Origin of the sequence: Aromatoleum sp., assembly GCF_035254505.1 — a bacterium.
GTDB lineage: Bacteria > Pseudomonadota > Gammaproteobacteria > Burkholderiales > Rhodocyclaceae > Aromatoleum.
On sequence record NZ_DATFAO010000087.1, the window covers coordinates 42145 to 65703 of the forward strand.

Sequence of the window (23559 nt, forward strand, 5' to 3'; positions counted from 1 at the left end):
TCGGAACCCTCAGGCGACGATGTCCTGGATCAGGGTTCCGACCGCGGCGAGCGCCGCGTCGCGTTCGTGGCTCGCCGCCTCGCTTTCGGCGAGGTAGGCGACAACGAGGATCGGCGCGCGATTGACTGGCCAGATCACGCCGATGTCGTTCGCGGCCGTGCCGTTGGTGCCCGTCTTGTCGCCGATCCGCCAATCCGCCGGCAAGCCCGCCTTGAGCCGCTTGCCGCCGGTCGTGTTCGCGAGCAGCCACTGCTGCAGGCGCGCGCGTGAGGCCGCGGACAACGAGTCGCCGAGCACCAGCATCTGCATCGTCGCGAGCATCGCCCGCGGCGTCGTGGTGTCCAGCAGCTTGTCCGCATGCCCTTCGTTCAGCTGCGGCTCGAAGCGGTCGAGGCGGGTGATGCCGTCGCCGAGCAGGCGTGCGTAAGCCGTCACTGCGGACGGGCCGCCATAGCTCGCGAGGATCAGGTTCGCAGCCGTGTTGTCGCTGGTCGTGATGGTCGCTTCGCACAACTCGCCAAGCGTCATGCCGCGCCCGTCGGCGTGCTTTTCGGTGACCGGCGACCACGGGACGAGATCGTCCTTCGTGTAGGCAACCCGGCGGTCGAGCGACTCCTGGCCCACGTCGACCCGATGCAGCACCAGCGCGCTCGCGAGCAGCTTGAATGAGCTCAGCATCATGAAGCGCTCGTCGGAGCGATAGCCGTATTCCTGGCCCGTCGCCGAGTCGAAGATATGGAGGCCGAGCCGCCCCTGCGCGGCGGTCTCGAGCTCGCGCAGACGCGCCTGGATCGCCTCGGTCCCCTGGTCGGGATCGGCTGGAGCCGCGGCCAGCGTGCGGGCAGGGACGCAAGCGAGCACCGCCGCCGACGCAAGCGACGAAAGAAAAAATCTCCTGTCCATTTCTCCCCCTTTGTTGTGCTTGTTCGGGAAGTCGCCTCGAGGCATCCCCCGCTACGGCGTCACGAGCCGGGTGGCCGGCGTGGCCGAACCGGCGCGCTGCACTGCTCGCCGACCCAGCGCGCGTCGGTCTCGACATGCATGTCGCCCTGTTGCGTCTTCATGTTGACGCGCGTCGTGAAGTGCTCTGGCCCGTCGAGCTTCGCCTCGAAGTTGCCGTTCGCTTGCGGCTGGGCGCAGCTGACGGAGCCCCTCACCGTCGATTCGCTCTTGACGACGTTCGAGAGCGTGCAATTGCCTTCGGCACGACCGGAATAGATGTTGTCCTGCTTGGCCTGCTCGGGTGTGATGCAGCTGCGCACGGTCCCGTCGTTGTTCAGGCGCACGCCGCGCGCCGCCATCTGCTGCTCGGCCATCCGGCGCATGTCGGGCGGCAGGTTCTGCAGGTACTGCTGGGCCTGCGACATCTGCGACGACATGTCTGGCAGACCGCCGAGATTCATCCGCGTCGTGCGGAATTCCCACTGTCCGGGCCGGACGTCGGCCGCGTTGGTCGTGCCGTAGAGGCATAGCAGCGCGACGCCAAGGACCACGGGGCGCATTCGATTCATCATCACAACTCCTCATGCTGCTGTGGCGGGGAAGGCGTCACGTGCCGTCCGGATTTCCGCCATTCGTTATGTTGGCTGATTGCGCCGGGCGAAGCTGTCAGAATTTCCTACAAGCGACGAATCCGCATCGCCCGAGCCGGATTGACTACGGGCGCCCGGAAGCGGAAATTGTCGCGCATGAAGATCGCAGCCGACTCCGCCATCCATCTCCTGCACGAAGCCGCCTTCGTCACCGTCGCGACGCATTCGACCCAGCTCCCCGGTTACCCTTACGCCACGGCGCTCCCGTGTGTCGTAGACGATGCCCATCGCCCGCTGCTCTGTATCAGTGCCTTGGCCGAGCACACCAAGAACCTGCTCGCCGACGGGCGGGTGAGCCTATCCGTCGTCGGGCCTGAGAGTAGTAACGTGCAGACCGCCCAGCGGATGACGCTGCTGGGCGAGGCCGAGCGCTTCGAGCCGGATGCGGATCTCGTCGCGCGCTACCTCCGCTACCAGCCGGAGGCCGAGCAATACCTGCAGCTCGACTTCATGTTCTTCCGCTTCACGCCGCGGCGCGTGCGCTACATCGGCGGGTTGGGCCGGATGGGATGGCTGGAAGCGGAAGCCTGGGCCGGAATACCGGCGCTCGCCCCGGGCGAGGAGGGCGACTTGCTGCGGCGGCTTTCTCCGCCGGCAGGCATTCGTCTCCTCGGCATCGATTTCTGCGGCATCGATTACACCGTCGACGCCAGACGCGCGCGGCATGCGTTTACCGAGATGCCGAGCCGGGAAAATCTTGCCGAGGCCGTCGAAGGCGCGCTGGCAGCGCTGGCGACCGCCGCGCCCTAGGGACGCAGGGGTTCTGGCGGGGAAGGGGCGCCTCGACCCGCTTGGCCCATGTTGCGGTGCATCGTGCCCTCAATCGGATAAATTTTCCGAAACCGCCATTTCGCGAAAAATTTTTCCTTCGACAGGGTAAAAGGCCCGCCAACGAGAAATTTCTCCGCCGTGAGTTCTCCTTACGATGCTGACTCGTCGTTCGATGCCGCGAACGGCCATAACAGCAACCACACAGGAGACAACGTCGGCAGGCCGGATCGGGGCGTCACGAGCGCCACGTGTCCCGGGACTGCGACGGACCACGCGCCATGTCGAATACCCAATCCCCCCAGGCATCCGTTCCCCTCGTCCCGGTTTCGCTCGACGACAAATACACGCTGACCTCCGGTCGCGCCTATATGACCGGCATCCAGGCGCTCGTCCGCCTGCCGATCATGCAGCACCTGCGCGACCAGGCCGCGGGGCTCAACACTGCCGGCTTCGTCACGGGCTATCGTGGATCGCCGCTCGGTAATGTCGACCAGGAGTTCTGGAAGGCTAAGAAATACCTCGAGCCGCAGCACATTCGCTTCCAGCCCGGGCTCAACGAAGACCTCGCGGCGACCGCCGTGTGGGGCACACAGCAGGTGAACCTCGATCCGAACGCGATGTACGACGGCGTGTTCTCGATCTGGTACGGCAAGGGCCCGGGTGTGGACCGCACCGGCGACGTCTTCCGTCACGCCAATGCCGCAGGCACCTCGAAGCACGGCGGCGTCCTCGTGATCGCCGGTGACGACCATGGCGCCAAGTCCTCGACGCTGCCGCACCAGACCGAGCACATCTTCAAGTCGATGATGATGCCGGTGCTCGCCCCGGCGGGCATCCAGGACTACCTCGAATACGGCCTGCACGGTTTTGCGCTGTCGCGCTACTCGGGCTGCTGGGTCGCCTTCAAGGCGCTGACCGACACCGTCGAGACCTCGGCTTCGGTCGACATCGACCCCTTCAAGGTCCGGACCATCATCCCGACCGACTTCCCGATCCCCGCCGACGGCCTCAACCTGCGCTGGCCCGATCCCCCGCTGGTGCAGGAAAAGCGCCTCGTGCACCACAAGCTGTACGCCGCGCTCGCCTATTGCCGCGCCAACGGGCTCAACCGCACGATCATCGACAGCCCGAACGCCAAGCTCGGCATCATCACCTCCGGCAAGAGCTACCTCGACGTGCGCCAGGCGCTCGAAGACCTCGGCATCGACGAGCAACTTGCCGCCGAGATCGGCATCCGCCTCTACAAGGTCGGCATGGTGTGGCCGCTCGAAGCCGAGGGCGTGCGCGAGTTCGCCAACGGCCTCGACGAGATCCTCGTGATCGAGGAGAAGCGTCAGTTCCTCGAATACCAGCTGAAGGAAGAGCTCTACAACTGGAACGAGAACGTGCGTCCGCGCGTCATCGGCAAGTTCGACGAGAAGGGCGAGTGGGCGCTGCCGCATAGCGACTGGATGCTGCCCGCGGCCGGCGACCTGACCCCGGCGATGATCGCCCGCGTGATCGCCGCCCGTATCGCGCGCTTCTACACCTCCGACAAGATCAAGGCGCGCCTCGCCTTCTTCGACGCCAAGGAAGCCGCGCTCGCCAAGCCCCGCCTGTCGATCCAGCGCGTGCCGCACTACTGTTCGGGCTGCCCGCACAACACCTCGACCAAGGTCCCGGCGGGTTCGCGCGCGATTGCCGGCATCGGCTGCCACTACATGGCGACCTGGCTCTCGCCCGAAACGACGCAGACCTTCTGCCAGATGGGTGGCGAAGGCGTGCCCTGGGTCGGCCAGGCGCCCTTCACGAAGACCCCGCACGTCTTCGCGAACCTCGGCGACGGCACCTACATGCACTCTGGCATCCTCGCGATCCGGGCGGCAGTGGCGGCGAAGGTGAACATCACCTACAAGATCCTCTACAACGACGCCGTCGCGATGACCGGCGGTCAGCCGCACGACGGTACGCTGTCGGTGCCGATCATCGCGCGCCAGGTCGCCGCCGAAGGCGTTGGCAACATCATCGTCGTCAATGACGGACCGCGCGCCTACGGCCCGGCCGACCTGCCGCATGGCGTGCCGATCCGCCACCGCGACGAACTCGACGCCGTGCAGCGCGAGCTACGCGAAGTGCCGGGCGTGACCACGATCATCTACGACCAGACCTGCGCAGCCGAGAAGCGCCGCCGTCGCAAGCGCGGCAAGTTCCCCGATCCCGCGATGCGCGTCGTGATCAACGACCTCGTGTGCGAAGGCTGCGGCGACTGCAGCGAGAAGTCGAACTGCATGTCCGTGACCGCCGTCGAGACCGAGTTCGGCAGGAAGCGCACGATCGATCAGTCCGCGTGCAACAAGGATTTCTCGTGCGTGAAGGGCTTCTGCCCGAGCTTCGTGACGATCGAAGGCGGCAAGCTGAGGAAGGGCAAGGCCGCGGGGGCAACCGGCGACGTCTTCGCGTCGCTGCCCGAGCCGACGCTGCCGGCGACCAACGCGCCGTGGGGCATCCTCATCACCGGCGTCGGCGGCACGGGCGTCGTGACGATCGGCGCGCTGCTCGGCATGGCCGCGCACCTCGAAGGCAAGGGCGTGTCCATCCTCGACATGGCCGGCCTTGCACAGAAGGGCGGGGCAGTGTGGTCGCACGTCAAGATCGCGAACCGTCCGGAAGACATCTTCGCCGCCCGCGTCGCTGCCGGTGAAGCGAACGTCGTGATCGGCTGCGATCTCGTGGTGTCCGCCAGCGACGAATCGCTCGCGAAGATGCGCACCAATCACACCCGCGTCGTCATCAACCGCGACCAGACCAACACCAGCGAATTCGTCCGCGGCTTCGCGGCCCAGGCGCGTACCGGCGACGTCACGAAGCACCCGGACCCGCAGTTCCCGTCCGGCTCGATGGAGTCGCAAATTGTCGACGCTGTAGGCAACCAGAACGTCGAGTTCCTCGAAGCCTCGCGTCTGGCGACCGCGATCCTCGGCGACTCGATCGCGACCAACCTCTTCATGCTCGGTTTTGCCTGGCAGCGCGGCCTCGTGCCGCTGACGCGCGACGCGATCCTGCGCGCCATCGAGTTGAACGGCGCCGCGATCGACGCGAACAAGTCGGCCTTCCAGTGGGGCCGCCGCGCCGCGGTCGATCCGGATGCCGTCGAGAAGGCCGCCAAGCCGCAGCACGGCACGCCGGAACATCACAAGTTGTCGGCCTCGGTCGATGAAGTGATCGGCCGCCGGAAGGCCTTCCTCACCGACTACCAGGATGCCGCCTACGCAGAACGCTATGCGAAACTCGTCGAGCGCGTGCGCGCCGCCGAAGCCAAGGTCCAGCCCGGCACGACGCTGCTGACCGAAGCGGTCGCCCGCGGCTACCACAAGCTGCTCGCCTACAAGGACGAGTACGAAGTGGCGCGCCTCTACACCGGCAGCGACTTCCTCAAGCGCGTCGAGGAGCAGTTCGAAGGCGACTACAAGCTCGTCTTCCACCTCGCCCCGCCGACGCTCGCCGACAAGGATCCGCAGACCGGCGAGCTGCAGAAGAAGAAGTACGGCCCGTGGATGCTGAAGGCGATGCGCCAGCTCGCGAAGATGAAGGGCCTGCGCGGCACGATGCTCGACCCCTTCGCCCGCACGCACGACCGCAAGCTCGACCGTCAGCTCATCGCCGACTACGAGCGCATCGTCGAGGAGATCCTCGTCGGCGTCGAGAAGGCGAACTACGAGACCGCGATCGAACTCGCGAACTTGCCCGAGCAGATCCGCGGCTTCGGTCACATCCGCGAGCGCTACCTGGGCCACGCCCGGATGCGCGAAGGCGAACTCCTCGCGGCCTTCCGCCGCAAGGAACGCCCCGCCGACGTGGCGAACGGCAAGGTCCGCAAGACCATCGCCGTCATTCCCGGTTAATCCCGTTTTTCCCCGCACCAAACCTTCCGTCACGGCCACGAGCCGTGGTGGAGGGGGCGTTGCGCCCTTTCCAGACCAATGAAGGAGACATCATGAGCGTTTTTTCCCTGAGCGATTTCGCCGATCACGAACAAGTCGTTTTCTGCAGCGACGAAAAGAGCGGCCTGAAGGCCATCATCGCGGTGCATAACTCCAACCTCGGCCCGGCCCTCGGTGGCTGCCGCATGTGGCCCTATGCGAGCGAAGAGGAAGCGATCCGCGACGTGCTGCGCCTGTCGCGCGGCATGACCTACAAGTCGGCGATGGCCAACCTCAAGCTCGGCGGCGGCAAGTCCGTGATCATCGGCAACCCGCGCACCGACAAGACGCCCGAGCTGCTGAAGGCCTTCGCCCAGGCCGTCGAGCGCGTGAACGGCCGCTACGTCGCCGCCGAAGACTCCGGCACCGGCGTCGATGACATGAAGTTCATGTCGCAATTCACGCAACACGTCGCCGGCATCGTCGACAAGCCCGCCGAGAACGGCACCCGCAGCGGCGACCCGTCGCCCGCGACCGCCTACGGCACCTTCGTCGGCATCAAGGCCGCCGTCAAGGAGCGCCTCGGCCGCGATTCGCTCGAAGGTCTGAAGATCGCGGTGCAAGGCCTCGGCAACGTCGGCTTCGACCTCGCCCGCCAGCTGAAGGAAGCCGGCGCCCAGCTGTGGGTCACCGACATCCACCGTGAGCCGCTGGTGCGTGCCGGCAAGGAGCTCGAAGCGACCGTCGTGTCGCCGGAAGAGATCTTCGGCCTCGACGTCGACGTCTTCGCCCCCTGCGCGATGGGCGCAATCATCAACGACCAGACCATCCCGCTGCTGAAGGCGAAGGTCATCGCCGGCGCCGCCAACAACCAGCTCGCCGAGCCGCGTCACGGCCTCGCGCTGATGAACAAGGGCATCCTGTACGCGCCGGACTACGTCATCAACGCCGGCGGCATCATCGACGTGTATTACGAGCGCACCGCCAACTTCGACCGTGCCGCGCTCACCAAGCACATCGAGAGCATCTACGACAACCTGATGGAAATCTTCGCGCGCGCCCGCAAGGAAGAGCGCCCGACCGGGGAAGTCGCCGACGCGATCGCCGAGGAGCGCTTCAAGCGCTGAGTCGCGCCGCAAACAGTCTGCAGGGCGGTCAGCCGCCCTGCGACAGCGAGACGAAGATCATCACGAAGATCGGTATCCACAGCACCACGGGGATGCTGTAGACGATGTAGGTGAGATGCAGCGCCTGGACGCCCGGGCCAAGTTGCCATTCGTTGCGGATGTCGCGATAAAGCGTGCGCAGCGCGACCGCATGGGCGAGCAGGTGCGCCACGATCAGCGCGGCGAGGCTCGGTACCGCGAGCACGATGGCGGATGCCCACAGCGGCGATGCGGCGCGCGCCGCGAGCATCCATGCCCGCCCGGTCGCCGGCGGCAGCCGGTCGGACGGCGTCGTCAGGCGCAGCATGCCGGCGACGAGGCCGACCGACGCAATTTCGGCGGCGAACACGACTAGCGCGATCCACTCCCAGTTTGCCGCGGCCGGGTTCAGCCGGTACGCCTCCGCGTGATCGCGCATCGCGAGCATGATCATGATCGGGGGGACCAGCGCAAAGGGCAGCACCATGCGGCCGAGCACGCCGGCGCGCGTGGGAGTCGATGAATCCAAGGGGGTCTCCGTAAGCCTGGGCTCAGGCTTCAGGATCCTGCACGATTCCCTGCTCGACGGCAAATACGGCCGCCTGCACGCGGCTCGTCAGGTTGAGCTTGCGCAGGATGTTCTGCACGTGGATCTTCACCGTGCTATCGGCGAGGTCGAGTTCGCGCGCGATTTCCTTGTTGCTCTGGCCGCGCGCGAGGAAACCGAGGATTTCCCGCTCGCGCGGCGAGAGCTTGTTGAGTTCCGATGCGACGACCGCCGGGGCCGATGCCTTGGGCGGGGCCTCGGCGCGCACGCCGGCAACGAGTTTGCCCATCATCTGCGGCGAGATCACGGATTCGCCGGCTGCGGCTTTGCTGATCGCCGCGGTCAGCGTTTCCGCCTCGATGTTCTTCAACAGATAGCCGCAGGCGCCGGCGCGCAGCGTTTCGATGAGATCCTCGGCGTCCTCGGACACGGTGAGCATCAGTACGTGTGACGCGGGCGACTCCTCGGCAATCATTGCCGCCGCGTCGCGACCCGACAGCCCCGGCATGTGCAGGTCCAGCAGCACGACGTCGGGCTTGAGCTGCCCGGCGCGCTTGACGCCTTCCATGCCGTCGCCGGCTTCGCCGACGATCTCGAACTGTGCATGACGCTGCAGCAGCGACCGGATGCCGCTGCGGAACAGCGCATGGTCGTCGACGAGAAGGACGCGGATCGGGACGTGAAGCGGATCGGAGGTCACTGGATTTCCCTGTTCGTGCGTGGCAGTTCGAGGCGGACCTCGGTCCCCTCGCCGGACGAGGAGCGTACCGCGAAGCGCCCACCGATGCGCAGCGCGCGTTCGCGCATGATCTGCAGGCCGATATGCGAGTCCTGCGCCGTGGCGCTTCGATCGGCGAGGTCGAAGCCGACACCGTCGTCGCGCACGATCACCGCGAGCCCCTCGACGCCGCGCTGCATGCTGACCTTCACTGAGCGCGCGCTGGCGTGCTTGCGCACGTTCGACAGCGCCTCCTGCACGATGTAGAGCACCTGGGTTTCGGCCTCGGGGTCGAGTGGCGCGGCGTCGCCCGCGAGTTCGAGGTCGGTCGCGATGCCGGTCTGTTCGGCCAGGCGGCGCAGCGTCGCCGTGATCGCCGCGGCGAGGTCCTGCTGCGCGACGCGGGTGCGGAAATGCACCAGCAGTTCGCGCACGTCATCGTAACTCTCCTGCACGCCCTGGCGCAGCATGGCGAGCGTGTCGCGCGCTGCGCCTTCGTCGTTGCGCTTGAGCGCGTCGTCGAGCATCTGCACCTGCAGGTTCATGAAAGCGAGTCCCTGCGCGATTGAATCGTGCAGCTCGCGGGCGAGCAGGTTGCGTTCCTCGGACACCGCGAGCTCGCGTCCGCTGGCCTGCAGGCGCTGGTTCTCGATTGCGATGCCGAGCTGTTGGCCGAGCGTCTCGAGCAGCAGGCGGTCCGAGTCGGTGAACGGCCGCGGATCCCTGAAGAACAGGTTGTAGAGGCCCAGCGTCTGCTTGTTGGCCGTGATCGTGGTCGCCGACACGACCTCGAAGCCCGCCTTGCGGCAGGCGGACAGCGTGAGCAGCGGGGCGGGCTCGCGCATCTCGCACACCAGTGACGAGCCGCGGCGCGCCGCCTCGCCGCATATGCATTCGCCGCATTCGAGCACCGCTTCGCGCGCGACGAACTTCTGGTCGAGTCCGTCATGCACTGTCAGGCACAGGTTCTGCGAACCGGGATCGAGCAGCCGCGCCGAACTCGCGCTCGCGCCGAGCGTGGTCTGCACCCGCTGCAGGAAGCCGCGGCACAGGCTGTCGACGTCGTTCGGTTCGCGCAGGAAGGCGCCGATGTCGTACAGGATTTCGAGTTCGCGGTTCTTCTCCTCGAGGCTGCGCGTCTTCGCCGCGACGCGTTCCTCGAGCGTCTCGTACAGGCCCTGCAGGTGCACGGCCATGCGGTTGAAACCGTCCGACAATTCGCCGAACTCGTCGGTCGCGAGTACCGGCACGCGCGCGCTGAAGTCTTCCTCCTCCATGCGCTTCATGCCGTCCCGCAGTTCCGACACCGGGCGGATCACGAGCACGAAGAAAAAGCGGATCAGCACGAGGGTGCCGATGACTGCCAGCGCGATCAGCGAGACCTGCGAGGCGCGCAGGATGTCGGTATTGCGCGCGTAGCTTTGTTCCATCTTGAGCACGACGGCGTTCATGCCGCCGACGAACTCGGTGGTGGTGCGGTCGAAGGCCGCCAGTTCGCCGTGCAGTCGCGAGGGGTCCGGATCGGTGATCAGCTCGCGGAGCAGCGGGCGCACGCGTCCGGACCAGGAGTCGGTCATCCGGTCGAGGTCGGCGGGGATGTCGTTGTCGCGCGGAATGAACAGCGGCCGCTTCGGGTCGCCGCGGCGCAGTTCGTCGAGGACGTCATCGAACTGATCGAGCTCGCCCCGCAGCGCGGCCGAAAACTCCTCGGGCTCGCCGAGTGACGTGGCGTCCGCTCGCGCGAGCAGATTGGCGATGCGGTAGGCGCGCATGCGCAGGCTGCCTGCGTCGTTGATCGCCGCGGCGGCGCCTTCGAGCTGCCAGGACATGAACAGCGTGATGCCGATTGCCGTCAGGGCGACGAGAAAGAACACCAGCAGGATGCCGGTGATCTTGGTGGCGAGGCTGTTGCGGGGGCGCAGCATGGACGGGAAAGGTGGTGGGGAATACCGCAGACTATGTTGCAAGCGGTCCCCTCCGCAAGGCCGGGCAGCGCAGGGGCGCTGCCCGGAGGCGCGGGATCAGGCCGAAGCTGCTGCCCGGACGCGCCGTTTCGTGCGCACGATCTGGTACGCGCGGCCGACGTAGGTGAGCGGTGCGGTCAGCACATGCACCAGGCGCGAGAACGGGAACAGCAGGAACACCGTCATGCCAAGCACCATGTGCAGGCGGAACACCGGCTCGACCGAGGCCAGCAGCGACGGCTGGGGTTGCAGTGTCAGCACGCTCTGCACCCAGCCCGACAGCGCCAGCATCACGCTCGGGTCGCCATGATGCGCGTGGCTCACCGATACCGGCAGCGTCGACAGGCCGGCGAGCAGGGTCAGCAGCAGCCAGCTCAGGATGAAGACGTCCATGCGGCGGCCGGCGGCGCGCACCCGGGTGTTGAACATGCGCCGCATCCACAGCATGGCGCCGCCGAGCAGGCACATGATGCCGAACACGCTGCCGGCCATGATCGCGATCCACTGGTGCTGCAGGTCGGACACGCCCAGCCCGGTCCACAGCGCGTGCGGCAGCACGAGGCCAGCGAAATGGCCGGCGAAGATCGACAGGATGCCGACGTGGAACAGGTTGCTCGCGAGCCACATATGGCGCTTCGACAGCAACTGCGACGAATCCGTCTTCCACGTGTACTGCCCGTTGTCGTAGCGGATCCAGCTGCCGATGATGAACACCGTCAGCGCGATGTAGGGATAGACCCCGAAGAAGAAGTTAAGCGCGTTCATCTTGTCTCCTCAGGCAGCCAGGTTGGTGAGGCTGCCCTGTTTTTCGACGATCCGGACCAGTGACGCGTAGGGGCTGGCGGATTTTTCCAGGTTTTCGGCGAGGACCTTCAACACCTTCGCGACGTCGGCGAGGAACACCCACGCTTCGTCGAGGCCGAGGGTCGAGACGAACTCGAGGATCACCGGCAGGTAGTCCGGCAGTTCCTTCTCGTCGGCCTGCAGCCCGTAGCTGCGGTAGAACTCGCCGAGGTCGATGAGCGCGGGGCCGCGCGACTTCTCCTCGCCGAAGAGGTGGTGCGTCAGGTGCAGGCTGTGCTCGGCGGTGAGGTCGAAGCACTGGACGTAGCTGCCCTGCAGCTCCATCGGGTCGGCGGCGAGCTGCGTCGTGATGAAGTCGGCAACACTGCGCACCTCGTCGGCGCTCAGGATCTGCTCTTCATTGAGCCCCTCGACGAAGCTCGACGCATTCGCGCCGACGCTCTCGCGCAGATCGCGCAGAAGCTCGTCGCTCGGGTAGTCCAGCAGCGCGGCCAGCAGTCGGAAGATTTTCATGATGGTCTCCTTCAGTCGCGCGTGGTGGCAAAGGGGCTCGCCTGGGGAGCCGGTTCGCGCGGTTCGGCGGACTCGGTACGGCGTTCCGGGAAGAGGGCGAAGGTGCCGTAACCCTTGGAGTTGTCGGCGCCGAAGGTGAACCCGTTCTGGCCCTGGAAGCCGTGGTAGTCGTCGAGGCGGATTTCCTCGTGCGCGGTCGGCACGACGAAGCGGTCCTCGTAGTTGGCGATCGCGAGGTAGCGGTACATGTCCTTCGCGTTCTGCTCGGTGATGCCGGCGCGGTTGAGCGGACCGAGATCCGGCTCGCCATCGACGTTGATCGAACGCATGTAGGAGCGCATCGCGAGCAGGCGGTTGAGCGCGGTCTGGATGTACTCCGTCTTGCCCGCGGTGAGCAGGTTGGCGAGGTACTGCACCGGCAGGCGCATCGCCTCGGCCTTCGGGATCACGCCGTCGGACTCGGTCGGCAGGTTCTTCTGGTCGATCTGCGACTGCACCGGCGAGAGCGGCGGCACGTACCAGATCATCGGCAGCGTGCGGAACTCGGGGTGTAGCGGGAAGGCGATCTTCCACTCGACGGCCATCTTGTAGATCGGCGACTTCTGTGCGGCGTCGATCCAGCTCTGCGGCACGCCGTCCTTCAGCGCCTGTTCGATGATCGCGGGGTCGTAGGGATCGACGAAGAGGTCGAGGTGGGCCTTGTAGAGGTCCTGTTCGTTGTCGGTCGAGGCGGCGTCGAGCAGCTTGTCGGCGTCATAGAGGATGATGCCGTTGTAGCGGATGCGGCCGACGCAGGACTCGGAACAGACCGTCGGCAGGCCGGATTCGACGCGCGGGTAGCAGCCGATGCACTTCTCGGCCTTCGACGATTCCCAGTTGAAGAACACCTTCTTGTACGGGCAGCCGGAGATGCACATGCGCCAGCCGCGGCAGCGGTCCTGGTCGGCCAGCACGATGCCGTCTTCCTCGCGCTTGTACATCGCGCCCGAGGGGCAGGAGGCGACGCAGGCGGGGTTGATGCAGTGGTTGCAGATGCGCGGCAGGTACATGTGGAAGGTGTTCTCGAACTGCTTGTACATCTCCTTCTGCATGTTCGCGAAGTTGGCATCCTGCGAGCGCGCGGCGAATTCGCCGGCGAGGTCGTCCTCCCAGTTCGGGCCCCAGGTGATCTTGTCCATCTTCTCGCCGGTGATCTGCGACACCGGGCGCGCGGTGGGCGCGGCCTCCGACAGCGGCGCGTTGTGCAGGCGCGCGTAGTCGTAGGTGAAGGGTTCGTAGTAGTCGTCAATCTGCGGCATGTTGGGGTTGGCGAAGATCTGAACGATCTTCTTCAGCTTGCCGCCGGCCTTGAGTTCGAGCTTGCCGTTGACCTTTTCCCAGCCGCCTTTCCACTTTTCCTGGTCTTCCCAGTTCTTCGGATAGCCGACGCCCGGCTTGGACTCGACGTTGTTGAACCAGGCGTACTCGATACCCTTGCGGTTCGACCACACGTTCTTGCAGGTCACCGAGCAGGTGTGGCAACCGATGCATTTGTCGAGGTTGAACACCATCGCGAATTGCGCGCGGATTTTCATGCGTTTCTCCTGATGCTTGATCCTTTGGGGCGGGGGCGTTGTGCCGCTTCCCGCCGGCTGGGGTATCTGCTCCGCCGGGCCGCCGCTTCCTCGCCCGGCTCCGCAGACACCCCATCCTGCGTTTGTTTCGTACTCGGTCCCTTACCGCGGACCCACCCCGACCGGGTTGCGCTGCTGCTCGCGTTCCGGCGTCAGAGGTCGCTCCAGCCAGTCGATGTCCTGGTCCTCGACCTTGTGCAGCACCACCATCTCGTCACGCTGGCAACCGACCGTGCCGTAGTAGTTGAAGCTGTATGCGAGTTGCGCGTAGCCGCCGACCATGTTGGTCGGCTTCACGATCACGCGCGTCACGGAGTTCAGGATGCCGCCGCGCTTGCCGGTCGAAGGCGAGCCGGGCACGTTCACCGTCTTCTCCTGGGCGTGATACATCAGCGCCACGCCGCGCGGCACCCGCTGCGACACGACGGCGCGCGCCATCGTTGCGCCGTTGGCGTTGATCGCCTCGACCCAGTCGTTGTCCCTGAGGCCGATTTCCTTCGCGTCGTCCTCGGACACCCACACGTAGGGGCCGCCGCGGAACAGCGACAGCATGCGCAGGTTGTCCTGGTAGCTGGAGTGGATACCCCACTTCGAGTGCGGCGTGAGCCACGACAGCGTCAGGTGCGGCTTCTTGCGCACGGAATCCGGAATCAGGTTCTGGGCCTTCATGTCGACCGGCGGACGGTAGGCGCAGAAGCCTTCGCCGAAGTCGAGGAACCACTCGTGATCCTGGTAGAAGTGCGCTCGGCCGGTGAGCGTGCGGAACGGGATGTGCTCGTGGATGTTGGTGTAGCCCGCGGTGTAGCTCACGGTCTCCGACTCGATGCCGGACCAGGTCGGCGCGGTGATGATCTTCCTCGGCTGGGCCTGGATGTCGCGGAAGGTGATCTTGTCCTCGTGGCGGCCGGCGTACAGGTGATGGTGGTCGATGCCGGTCTTCTTGGAGAGCGCCGACCATGACTTGTGGGCGACTTCACCGTTGGTCTCGGGCGCCATGCGCATCACCGCGTCGCACACCGAGATGTCCTCTTCCAGCGACGGCATGCCGAAGGAAACACCCGGAATCTTCACCGTGTAGTTGCACTTCTTGAGCTCGTCGTACTCCTGCTCGGTGTTCCAGTCGAGGCCCTTCACGTTGTTGCCGAGCTTGGTCAGCAGCGGGCCGAGCGCGATGTACTTCTTGTAGGTGTCGGCGAAGTTGCGCTCGACGACCTTCAGCAGCGGCATGGTCTTGCCCGGCACCGGCTCGCATTCGCCCTTCTTCCAGTCGCGTACCTGGCCCAGCGGCTGCGCGAGCTCGAACGGCGAGTCGTGCTGCATCGGCAGGGCGACGACGTCCTTCGCGACGCCCAGGTGCTTCTCGGCGAGATCCGAGAAGGTCTTCGCAATCGTGCGGAAGATCTGCCAGTCCGACTTCGACTCCCAGCCCGGCGTCACGGCTTCGGACAGCGGGTGGATGAAGGGGTGCATGTCGGTGGTGTTGAGGTCGTTCTTCTCGTACCACGTCGCCGTCGGCAGGATGATGTCCGAGTAGGCGCCGGTCGAGTTCAGGCGGAAGTTGATGTCCACCATCAGGTCGAGCTTGCCGACGGGCGCTTCCTCGCGCCACTTCACTTCCTTCGTGCCCTTGCCGTCGCCGCCTTCCTGCAGCACGCCGTTCTGCGCGCCCAGCAGGTGCTTGAGGAAGTACTCGTGGCCCTTCGCGGACGAGCCGATCAGGTTCGCGCGCCACACGAAGAGGTTGCGCGGCCAGTTCTCCTCGGCGTCCGGGTCGGCGAAGGCGACGTCGAGCTTGCCTGACTTCAGCTGCTCGACGATGTGCTTGGCGATGCCGGCTTCATCGGTCGCGCCGGCCTTTTCGGCTTCCGCGACGAGCTCCAGCGGGTTGCGGTTGAAGTGCGGCGCGGACGGCAGCCAGCCCATGCGGGTCGCCGCGACGTTGTAGTCGGCGAGCTTGTAACCCTTGTACTTACCCTTCGCGGCCGGCTGCAGCAACTCGTCGGCGTCGATGGTCTCGTAGCGCCACTGGTCGGTGTGGAAGTACCAGTAGGACGTCGAGTTCTGGTGGCGCGGCGGACGCTGCCAGTCGGTCGCGAACGCGATCGGCGCCCAGCCCGCCTGCGGACGCAGCTTCTCCTGGCCCACGTAGTGCGCCCAGCCGCCGCCCGATTGGCCGACGCAGCCGCACATGTGCAGCAGGTTCATGATCGACCGGTACTGCATGTCGTTGTGGTACCAGTGGTTGATCGCCGCGCCCATGATGATCATGGACTTGCCGCGCGTCTTGGCCGCGTTCTGCGCGAACTCGCGACCGGTGCGCTCGATGTCGGCGGCCTTCACGCCGGTGACCTTCGATGCCCACGCCGGCGTGTAGGCGACCGTCGCGTCGTCGTAGGACGTCGCGACGTTCTTGCCGCCCAGGCCGCGGTCGATGCCGTACTGCGCGACCTGCAGGTCGAACACCGAGGCGACGAATACGGTTTCGCCGGAGGCCAGCGTCAGCCTGCGCACCGGCACGTTGCGGTACAGCAGGCCCGGTTCGCCCGGCTGAAAGTGCGGGAAGCCGACCGACACGACGTCGTCACGCTTGTCGATGCACGACAGCTCGGCCTCGATCTCCTCTTGGGTCGCCGCGTTCTTCGGCAGCAGGTTCCACTTGCCTTCCTCTCCCCAGCGGAAGCCCACCGAGCCGTTCGGCGCGACGTAAGCGTTCGTGCGTGCGTCGACGACGATGGTCTTCCAGTCGGGGTTGTTCGTCTCGCCCAACAGGTCGTCGAAGTCCGATGCGCGCAGGTTGCGGTCGGGCACGAAGGCGCCATCGTGCGAACGCAGGATCACCTGCATCGGCAGGTCAGTGTACTTGCGCGCGTATTCCTGGAAGTAGGGTTCCTGGCGGTCGATGAAGTATTCCTTCAGCGCCACGTGGCCCATCGCGAGGAAGGCCGCCGCGTCGGTGCCTTGCTTCACCGGCATCCACAGGTCGGCGAACTTCACGTATTCCGCGTAGTCCGGCGCCATCGACACGATCTTCGCACCCTTGTAGCGGACTTCGGTCGCAAAGTGCGCGTCCGGCGTGCGCGTCATCGGCAGGTTCGCGCCGGTGATGATGAGGTAGGTCGAGTTGTACCAGTCGGCCGCTTCCGGCACGTCGGTCTGCTCGCCCCAGGTCTGGGGAGAGGCCGCGGGCAGGTCGCAATACCAGTCGTAGAACGAGCCGCAGGCCGCGCCGATCAGCGACAGGTAACGCGCGCCGGCAGCGTAGGAGATCATCGACATCGCCGGGATCGGCGAGAAGCCGTAGATGCGGTCCGGACCCCACTTCTTGATCGTGTAGATGTTCGCCGCGGCGATGATCTCGTTGACCTCGTCCCAGTTCGTGCGCACGAAGCCGCCCAGGCCGCGCACCTTCACGTACTTGTCGCGCTTGGTGCTGTCGGCCTGGATCGCCGCCCATGCCGCGACCGGGTCCTTTCCGCTCTTGCGCTCGGCGCGATAGACCTCCAGCAGGCGCCCGCGGATCATCGGATGCTTGATGCGGTGGGGCGAATACAGGTACCAGGAGAACGACGCCCCGCGCTGGCAGCCGCGCGGCTCATGGTTCGGCAGATCCTCGCGGGTGCGCGGGTAGTCCGTCTGCTGCATCTCGAACGACACCAGTCCGTTCTTGACGAAGATCTTCCACGAACAGCCGCCCGTGCAGTTCACGCCGTGTGTCGAGCGCACGACCTTGTCGTGGCGCCAGCGGTTGCGGTAGGCGTCTTCCCAGCCGCGGTCCTCGTTGGTGACGATGCCGTGGCCGCCGGCGAAGCTGTCCTTCACCTTGTCGAAGAACTTCAGGCGGTCGAGAAAATGGCTCATTGCTTGCTCCTGTGAATCCTGCGTTTCGTAGTCGGTTGTCGTTCTGTGCTGTAGGGGTCAGGGGTTGCGGATGTAGGCGTTGCGGCGCAGGTAGAACCACCAGTTGATCGCGATGCACAGCGCGTAGAACACGGCGAAGCCGTACATCGCGAATTCCGGCGTCCCGGCCTTGATCTGCTGGCCGATCACGACCGGTGCGATGAAGGAGCCGTAGCCGCCGATCGCCGAGGTCCAGCCCAGCACCGGGCCGCGCTGGTCCTGGTCGAAGACGAAGCCGACGGTGCGGAAGGTCGAGCCGTTGCCGATGCCGGAGGCGGCGAACAACAGGATGAAGAGCAGCATGAACACCAGGAAGTAGCTTTCCGGCGTCGCCGATTGATAGGCCAGATGCATCACATAGCCGGTCACCGCGGACGCGACGACGAGCACCAGCGAGATCACCTGCGTGACGATCGAGCCGCCCAGCTTGTCCGAGATCCAGCCGCCGACGGGGCGGATCAGTGCGCCGACGAAGGGCCCGATCCACGCGTACATCAGCGCCGAGGGGGCGTTCGGGTTCTTCGCGTGCACCCAGGCGTTGGCGGCGGCATCGAAGCTGTGGGTGTTGCCGAAGATCACCGTGATCGACAGCGGCACCGCCATTGAGAAGCCGATGAAGGAGCCGAAGGTCACCAGATACAGCGCGGTCATCGACCACGTATGCTTGTTGCGGAAGATCGCGAACTGCTTGCTGAGGTTGGCCTTCATGTCGCCGCTCGCTACCGCCTTCATCGCGAACAGCGTGCCCACCGTGACCAGCGGCGGCACCGCCCACATGCCGTTACCCGACAGCAGGCCGAGACCGCTGGGCGCCGGCAGGTAGAGGTAAAGACCGATGCCGGACACGACCAGCGCCACGACGTAGAGCGTCAGGATCTTGCCCATCGCCGAGCCGGTCGAGCCGATGTTCGGCGAGACCGTGCGCAGGTTGTTGAGCCCGAACCAGCCCACCACCGCCAGCGGCACCAGCAGCAGCAGCCATATGAAGCCGGCGTTCTGCACGTAGGTCGGCGTGCCGGCGGCGATCTTGCCGATCAGCGTCGCCGAATCCTTCGTCAGCGGAAGTGCGTCACCGCCGAGCGCGCCGAACAGGCCCAACGTCATCACCGCCGGAATCAGCAGCTGGGAGGTCGTGACGCCGAAGTTGCCGAGGCCTGCGTTCAGACCCAGCGCCGTGCCCTGCAGGCGCTTCGGATAGAAGGTGCTGATGTTGGCCATCGAACAGGCGAAGTTGCCGCCGCCGATGCCGGAGAGCAGCGCCATCAGCTGGAAGAGCCACAGCGGGGTGTTCTTGTCCTGCAACGCGATGCCGGTGCCGAGCGCCGGGATCATCAGCAGCGCAGTGGTCAGCCATACGGTGTTGCGGCCGCCGCAGATGCGGATGAAGAAGGACGCCGGGATGCGCAGCGTGGCGCCCGACAGGCCGGAGATCGCCGCGATCGAGAACAGCTGGTCGGGCGTGAAGGGGAAGCCCGCGTTGGCCATCTGCACCGTGATGATCCCCCACATCAGCCACACGGCGAAGCCGCACAGCAGGCTGGGGATCGAGATCCACAGGTTGCGGGTAGCGACGCGTCGGCCTTCGCGTGCCCAGAAGGTTTCGTCCTCGGGCCGCCAGTCGGCGATATCGGCGCCGCGCGGACGCTCGCCCGGGCGTACGCCGGCGCTGCCTCCCGCGGCGCCGGGGACCGCGGCGATTGGACGGAGTTTTGCACGTGCCATGGGCTTGCTCCTGGTTCAGAAATTCGGGGTCATTGCGGGAAAATTATTTGCGAGGCGGTCACTTCGTCGCGACCGCGACCGGGCCGCCATGCATCACGTCGGTGCGACGCACTTCGGTCCAGTACATCCAGATCAGCGATACCCAGGTCACGCCATAGAGCAGCATGAAGGCGCTGGAGCGCACGCCGGTCAGGTCGAGGAGCGCCCCGAACATGATCGGCAGCAGGAAGCCGCCGAGGCCACCGACCAGGCCGACAATCCCCGATACCGCGCCGATCTCATGCGGGAATTCGTCGGAGATGTACTTGAACACGGAGGCCTTGCCGAAGGCCCACGACACGCCGACCGTGAACATCAGCGTCGTGAAGAACCAGATGTTGTGGTGGATCGCGAAGGTCTTCGGGCCGGCGACCGTCATCACGGTGAATTCGGTGTGCGGGTAGGAGAGCAGGAACAGGCACACCCACGACACCCACATCACCCACCAGGTCACCTTGTGTGCGCCGAAGCGGTCCGAGAACCAGCCGCCGACCGCGCGCAGTACGCCGCCCGGCAGCGAGAAACAGGCCGCAAGCAGCGCCGCCCTCTCGAGGCCGAGGCCGAATTCGGTGACGTAGTACTTCGTCATCCACAATGCCAGCGCGACGTAGCCGCCGAACACGATCGAGTAGTACTGGCAGTACTTCCATACGCGCGGATTCTTCAGCACGCGCAGTTGGTCGGCGAAGGTGACGCCCGACGACACGCGGTGCGCCGGATCATCGTAGGTGAAGAACCAGAATGCGAGCGCGATCGCCAGCATTGCCCAGGCGAAGGCCTGCGGCACGAACTCCCAGCCGAAGGCGACGACCAGCACCGGCGCCACCAGCTTCGTCACCGCCGCGCCGGAGTTGCCGGCGCCGAACACGCCCATCGCGAAGCCTTGGTTCTTCCGCTCGAACCAGCGCGCGCAATACGCGATGCCCACCGAGAAGGAGCCGCCGGCGAGTCCGACGAAGAGCCCCGCGACGAGGAACTGCCAGTACGCCGTCGCCTGGCTGATCAGCCAGATCGGTGCAACGGTCGCGAGCATCAGCACGAAGAGCACGACGCGCCCGCCGAGCTTGTCGGTCAGCATGCCGAGCGGCAGGCGCACCAGCGCGCCGGTCAGCACCGGCGTCGCGGCGAGCAGGCCGAATTGCGTTTCGTTGAGACCGAGCTGCGCCTTGATCGGAATGCCGATCACCGCGAACAGCATCCACGCGGCAAAACACATCGTGAATGCCGTCGTGCTCATCACCAGCACGGAAAACTGCTTTCGGCGTTGCGAGGCCATGTTTCCCCCATCCCTCAGAAGCGGAGCGCACCGTGCTCCATGCTGGAATGAAGGTTATGCCTGGCGAACCGCGCCGACCATTCGCCAAAAGCAGGGGGAGGGGACTAGTCCGGCAGGGGGCGGGCTAGTCACTTCGAACTAGTCACGGGCGTAATGAAAGCGCCCGACGAAAGAAAGCCCACTCCGGCGCAAGTCCGGAGTGGGCCGGTTTCTTACTGTGCCAGCCTCAGCGGCAGTGACCGCGCTTCGCGCGTTCCTCGGCCGTCCACACCTCGCCCGAGCCCTCGCGGTGGGTGCGGCGCGTGAAGACCGACTTGTAGCCCGTGAACATCGCCAGGACGTAGTTCTGGCGGTGCCACCACGACGCCCAGATCACGCCGCAGATATGAAAGCCGGCGAGCGAGATCAGCATCTTCGCGACGAATTTGTGGATGTCTTCGAGGCTTTCGTCCCAATAGGTCGGCACGATATCGACGAGCGGTCCCTCGAGCTGCTGGGCGGCGTACAGCATCGTGCCGATGATCGTGTTGCCGAGCAGCAGGAAGAGGAAGGCGAATACCATGATCGCCCCCATCGGGTTGTGGCTCAGGTACTCGCGCGCCGGGCCCATGCGAAAGGCCGACAGGGTGTATTGGATGGTTTCCCTCACCGTGTAGATGAAGGCCGAAAAGCGCGCGTAGGGCGAGCCGACGAATCCCCAGACAATGCGCGTCAGCACCAGCGTGAAGATCAGATAGCCGGCGTAGGCGTGCAGCGGAAACTTGTCGGTGATGAAGAAGCCCGTGAAGAAGGAGGTCACGAGCGTCCAATGGAAGGTCCGGACCAACATGTCCCAGACCTTGATCTGCGCCTTGGTCTTGAGGGCCCGTCGCGGACTGTGGAGGAGTTCCGTGCCCTTCAGCGCGCTGTCGTCGTTAGCGGCGATGGCCTTCGCAGGGCTGTTGTTCGGGTTGAAGCGCTGGCCGAAATTGCGCTGGGACGACTTCTTCATGACAACACGACTATGGGCTGGGATTCAATTACGAATTGTAACGTCTGCCGTAGGGTCATGTTGTTGCGCATTGTCAAATTCTGAATTGCTCCAGATGTCTTTTTCGTTGTGCCCTCATTCCACCCGCCGCACTTCTTCGAGAATCGCCTCGCCGTAAGCATCGAGCTTGCGGTCGCCGATGCCCGAAATATGGGACAGGTCGGCGCGGCTGGTCGGCCGCGCGAGCGCGATTTCACGCAGCGTCGCGTCGTGGAAGATCACATAGGCCGGCACGTTGCGTTCGCGCGCTGTCGCTGCCCGCCAGGCGCGCAGCCGATCGAACAGCGTCTGCGGCACGCCGTCGAGGATTTCCATGCGATTGCTGCGCGTGCGCCGGCTGCGCTTCTTTTCCGGCACGATCCGCAGCGCAAATCCGGCCTCTCCGCGCAGCAGCGGACGGGCGAGGTCGGTGAGCGTCAGCGCATTGTGGCGGTCGTGGTCCACCGCGAGGAGGCCGCGCGCGACGAGCTGGCGGAAGAGTGTCCGCCAGGTCTTTTCGTCCATGTCGGCGCCGATGCCGAAGGTGCTGACCTTGTCGTGTTCCCAGTCGCGCACCTTGTCGGTGAGCTCGCCGCGCAGCACGTCGATCACGTGGCCGGCGCCGAAGCGTTGGCCCGTGCGGAACACGCCGGACAGCGCCTTGCGTGCGGCATCGGTCGCGTCCCAGGTGCGCGGTGGCTCCAGGCAGTTGTCGCAATTGCCGCAGACCTGGCCTTCCTCACCGAAATGCGCGAGCAGGTGCTGGCGGCGGCAGGCGGTCGTTTCGACGAGACCGACCAGCGCATCGAGGCGCGCCCGCGCCCGGCGCTTGAAGTCCTCGTTGCCTTCGGACTCGTCGATCATGCGCCGCTGCTGCACGATGTCCTGCGCGCCCCAGGCCATCCATGCCTGCGAGGCGAGGCCGTCGCGCCCGGCGCGGCCCGTTTCCTGGTAGTAGCCTTCGATCGAGCGCGGCAGGTCGAGGTGGGCGACGAAGCGCACGTCCGGCTTGTCGATGCCCATGCCGAAGGCGATCGTCGCGACCATCACGATGCCGTCCTCGCGCAGGAAGCGGTTCTGGTTGGCTGCGCGCACTTCCTGCGGCATGCCGGCGTGATAGGGCAGGGAGCGGATGCCCTGTTCCTCCAGCCACGCGGCGGTCTCCTCGACCTTGCGTCGCGACAGGCAGTAGACGATGCCGGCGTCGCCCTCGTGGTCTTCGCGGATGAAGGCGAGGAGCTGGTTGCGCGGATTGTCCTTGTCGACCATCCGGTAGCGGATGTTGGGCCGGTCAAAGCTTGATACGAAGCGGCGCGCTTGGGCGAGTCCCAGGCGCGCCGCGATCTCCTCGCGCGTCTCCGGATCGGCGGTCGCCGTCAGCGCGATGCGCGGCACGCCGGGATAGCGCTCGGACAACACCGAGAGTTGCAGGTATTCCGGTCGGAAGTCGTGGCCCCATTGCGAGACGCAATGCGCCTCGTCGATCGCGAAAAGCGCGATGCGCCGGTCGCGATGCAGGCGGTCGAGCGTTCCCAGCAGGCGCGCCGTCAGCAGCCGCTCGGGTGCGACGTAGAGCAGATCGAGACGGCCTTCGATGAGGTCGCGCTCGACGGCCGCGGCCTCCTCCTGCACCTGGCTGGAATTCAGGTAGGCTGCGGCGACGCCAGCTTCCTGCAAGGCGCTGACCTGATCCTGCATCAGCGCAATCAGCGGCGACACGACGACCGCCGTGCCCGAGCGCAGCAGGGCCGGGACCTGGTAGCACAGCGATTTCCCGCCGCCCGTGGGCATCAGCACCAGCGCGTCGCCGCCCGCCGCGACATGCGTCACGATGGCCTCCTGCTCGCCGCGGAAGGCCGTGTAGCCGAAAACGTGTTCCAGGACGTGCAGGGGGGAAGGACGGGTGGAAGTGCTCATCGGCTGCATTTTACCGATGTGCGGCGCCTTGCGTTCGGCCCCGTTCGATCGGCGCTGTGCAAAATTACCCCTTCATGCTTTATGGAGTTCGACGCCGACCGATGCGGGTGTTATCTTTGTCTATCACTAAAGT

16 protein-coding genes are annotated in these 23559 nt (G+C 65.8%); 3 read left to right on the forward strand and 13 right to left on the reverse strand.

Annotated features, from left to right (window positions below):
- Nucleotides 1-9: 9 nt before the first annotated feature.
- Nucleotides 10-903 carry a class A beta-lactamase gene (gene bla / locus VJ673_RS17845; RefSeq protein WP_324127512.1) on the reverse strand — a complete coding sequence of 298 codons (894 nt, stop codon included), beginning with the start codon at nucleotides 901-903 and terminating at the stop codon, nucleotides 10-12.
- 59 nt (nucleotides 904-962) lie between these two features.
- Nucleotides 963-1514: a DUF3617 domain-containing protein gene (locus VJ673_RS17850; RefSeq protein WP_324127514.1), complete on the reverse strand. Its 552-nt coding sequence runs from the start codon at nucleotides 1512-1514 to the stop codon at nucleotides 963-965.
- 174 nt (nucleotides 1515-1688) lie between these two features.
- Here VJ673_RS17850 and VJ673_RS17855 point away from each other — a divergent pair, with 174 nt between their 5' ends.
- The 3 genes from VJ673_RS17855 (at nucleotide 1689) to VJ673_RS17865 (ending at nucleotide 7389) form a co-directional block, all read left to right on the forward strand.
- A complete protein-coding gene (locus VJ673_RS17855) occupies nucleotides 1689-2342 on the forward strand; it encodes a HugZ family pyridoxamine 5'-phosphate oxidase (protein ID WP_324127516.1) in 654 nt (217 codons plus the stop codon).
- A 299-nt stretch (nucleotides 2343-2641) separates the two neighbouring features.
- The gene (locus tag VJ673_RS17860) at nucleotides 2642-6244 is read left to right on the forward strand and encodes an indolepyruvate ferredoxin oxidoreductase family protein (protein ID WP_324127517.1); all 3603 of its coding nucleotides are present in this window, start codon (nucleotides 2642-2644) and stop codon (nucleotides 6242-6244) included.
- A 92-nt stretch (nucleotides 6245-6336) separates the two neighbouring features.
- Nucleotides 6337-7389 carry a Glu/Leu/Phe/Val dehydrogenase dimerization domain-containing protein gene (locus VJ673_RS17865; RefSeq protein ID WP_324127518.1) on the forward strand — a complete coding sequence of 351 codons (1053 nt, stop codon included), beginning with the start codon at nucleotides 6337-6339 and terminating at the stop codon, nucleotides 7387-7389.
- A 28-nt stretch (nucleotides 7390-7417) separates the two neighbouring features.
- Here VJ673_RS17865 and VJ673_RS17870 read toward each other — a convergent pair whose 3' ends face one another.
- From VJ673_RS17870 to recQ, 11 genes are all read right to left on the reverse strand, one after another.
- Nucleotides 7418-7936 carry a hypothetical protein gene (locus tag VJ673_RS17870; RefSeq protein ID WP_324127519.1) on the reverse strand — a complete coding sequence of 173 codons (519 nt, stop codon included), beginning with the start codon at nucleotides 7934-7936 and terminating at the stop codon, nucleotides 7418-7420.
- Between the two features lie 22 nt (nucleotides 7937-7958).
- A complete protein-coding gene (locus VJ673_RS17875) occupies nucleotides 7959-8654 on the reverse strand; it encodes a response regulator transcription factor (RefSeq protein WP_324127520.1) in 696 nt (231 codons plus the stop codon).
- Nucleotides 8651-10597 (reverse strand): type IV pili methyl-accepting chemotaxis transducer N-terminal domain-containing protein, encoded by a 1947-nt coding sequence (locus VJ673_RS17880; protein WP_324127521.1) that lies wholly within the window; start codon nucleotides 10595-10597, stop codon nucleotides 8651-8653. Before VJ673_RS17880 ends, VJ673_RS17875 begins: the two co-directional genes overlap by 4 nt.
- 96 nt (nucleotides 10598-10693) lie before the next feature.
- Nucleotides 10694-11401: a respiratory nitrate reductase subunit gamma gene (narI, locus tag VJ673_RS17885; protein WP_324127522.1), complete on the reverse strand. Its 708-nt coding sequence runs from the start codon at nucleotides 11399-11401 to the stop codon at nucleotides 10694-10696.
- A gap of 9 nt (nucleotides 11402-11410) precedes the next feature.
- Complete coding sequence (gene narJ / locus VJ673_RS17890; protein WP_324127523.1) at nucleotides 11411-11953, reverse strand: nitrate reductase molybdenum cofactor assembly chaperone; 543 nt, start codon at nucleotides 11951-11953, stop codon at nucleotides 11411-11413.
- An 11-nt stretch (nucleotides 11954-11964) separates the two neighbouring features.
- Nucleotides 11965-13527 carry a nitrate reductase subunit beta gene (gene narH / locus VJ673_RS17895; protein ID WP_324127524.1) on the reverse strand — a complete coding sequence of 521 codons (1563 nt, stop codon included), beginning with the start codon at nucleotides 13525-13527 and terminating at the stop codon, nucleotides 11965-11967.
- 141 nt (nucleotides 13528-13668) lie between these two features.
- Nucleotides 13669-17424, reverse strand: coding sequence for a nitrate reductase subunit alpha (locus tag VJ673_RS17900; protein ID WP_324127525.1), 3756 nt, complete (start codon nucleotides 17422-17424; stop codon nucleotides 13669-13671).
- Between the two features lie 57 nt (nucleotides 17425-17481).
- On the reverse strand, nucleotides 17482-19185 hold the full coding sequence (locus tag VJ673_RS17905; RefSeq protein WP_324127526.1) for an MFS transporter: 1704 nt from the start codon (nucleotides 19183-19185) through the stop codon (nucleotides 17482-17484).
- 58 nt (nucleotides 19186-19243) lie between these two features.
- Nucleotides 19244-20500 carry an MFS transporter gene (locus tag VJ673_RS17910; protein ID WP_324127527.1) on the reverse strand — a complete coding sequence of 419 codons (1257 nt, stop codon included), beginning with the start codon at nucleotides 20498-20500 and terminating at the stop codon, nucleotides 19244-19246.
- Between the two features lie 226 nt (nucleotides 20501-20726).
- Nucleotides 20727-21491 (reverse strand): cytochrome b/b6 domain-containing protein, encoded by a 765-nt coding sequence (locus VJ673_RS17915; RefSeq protein WP_324127528.1) that lies wholly within the window; start codon nucleotides 21489-21491, stop codon nucleotides 20727-20729.
- A 114-nt stretch (nucleotides 21492-21605) separates the two neighbouring features.
- Nucleotides 21606-23435, reverse strand: coding sequence for a DNA helicase RecQ (gene recQ, locus VJ673_RS17920; RefSeq protein WP_324127529.1), 1830 nt, complete (start codon nucleotides 23433-23435; stop codon nucleotides 21606-21608).
- Between the last annotated feature and the right edge of the window lie 124 nt (nucleotides 23436-23559).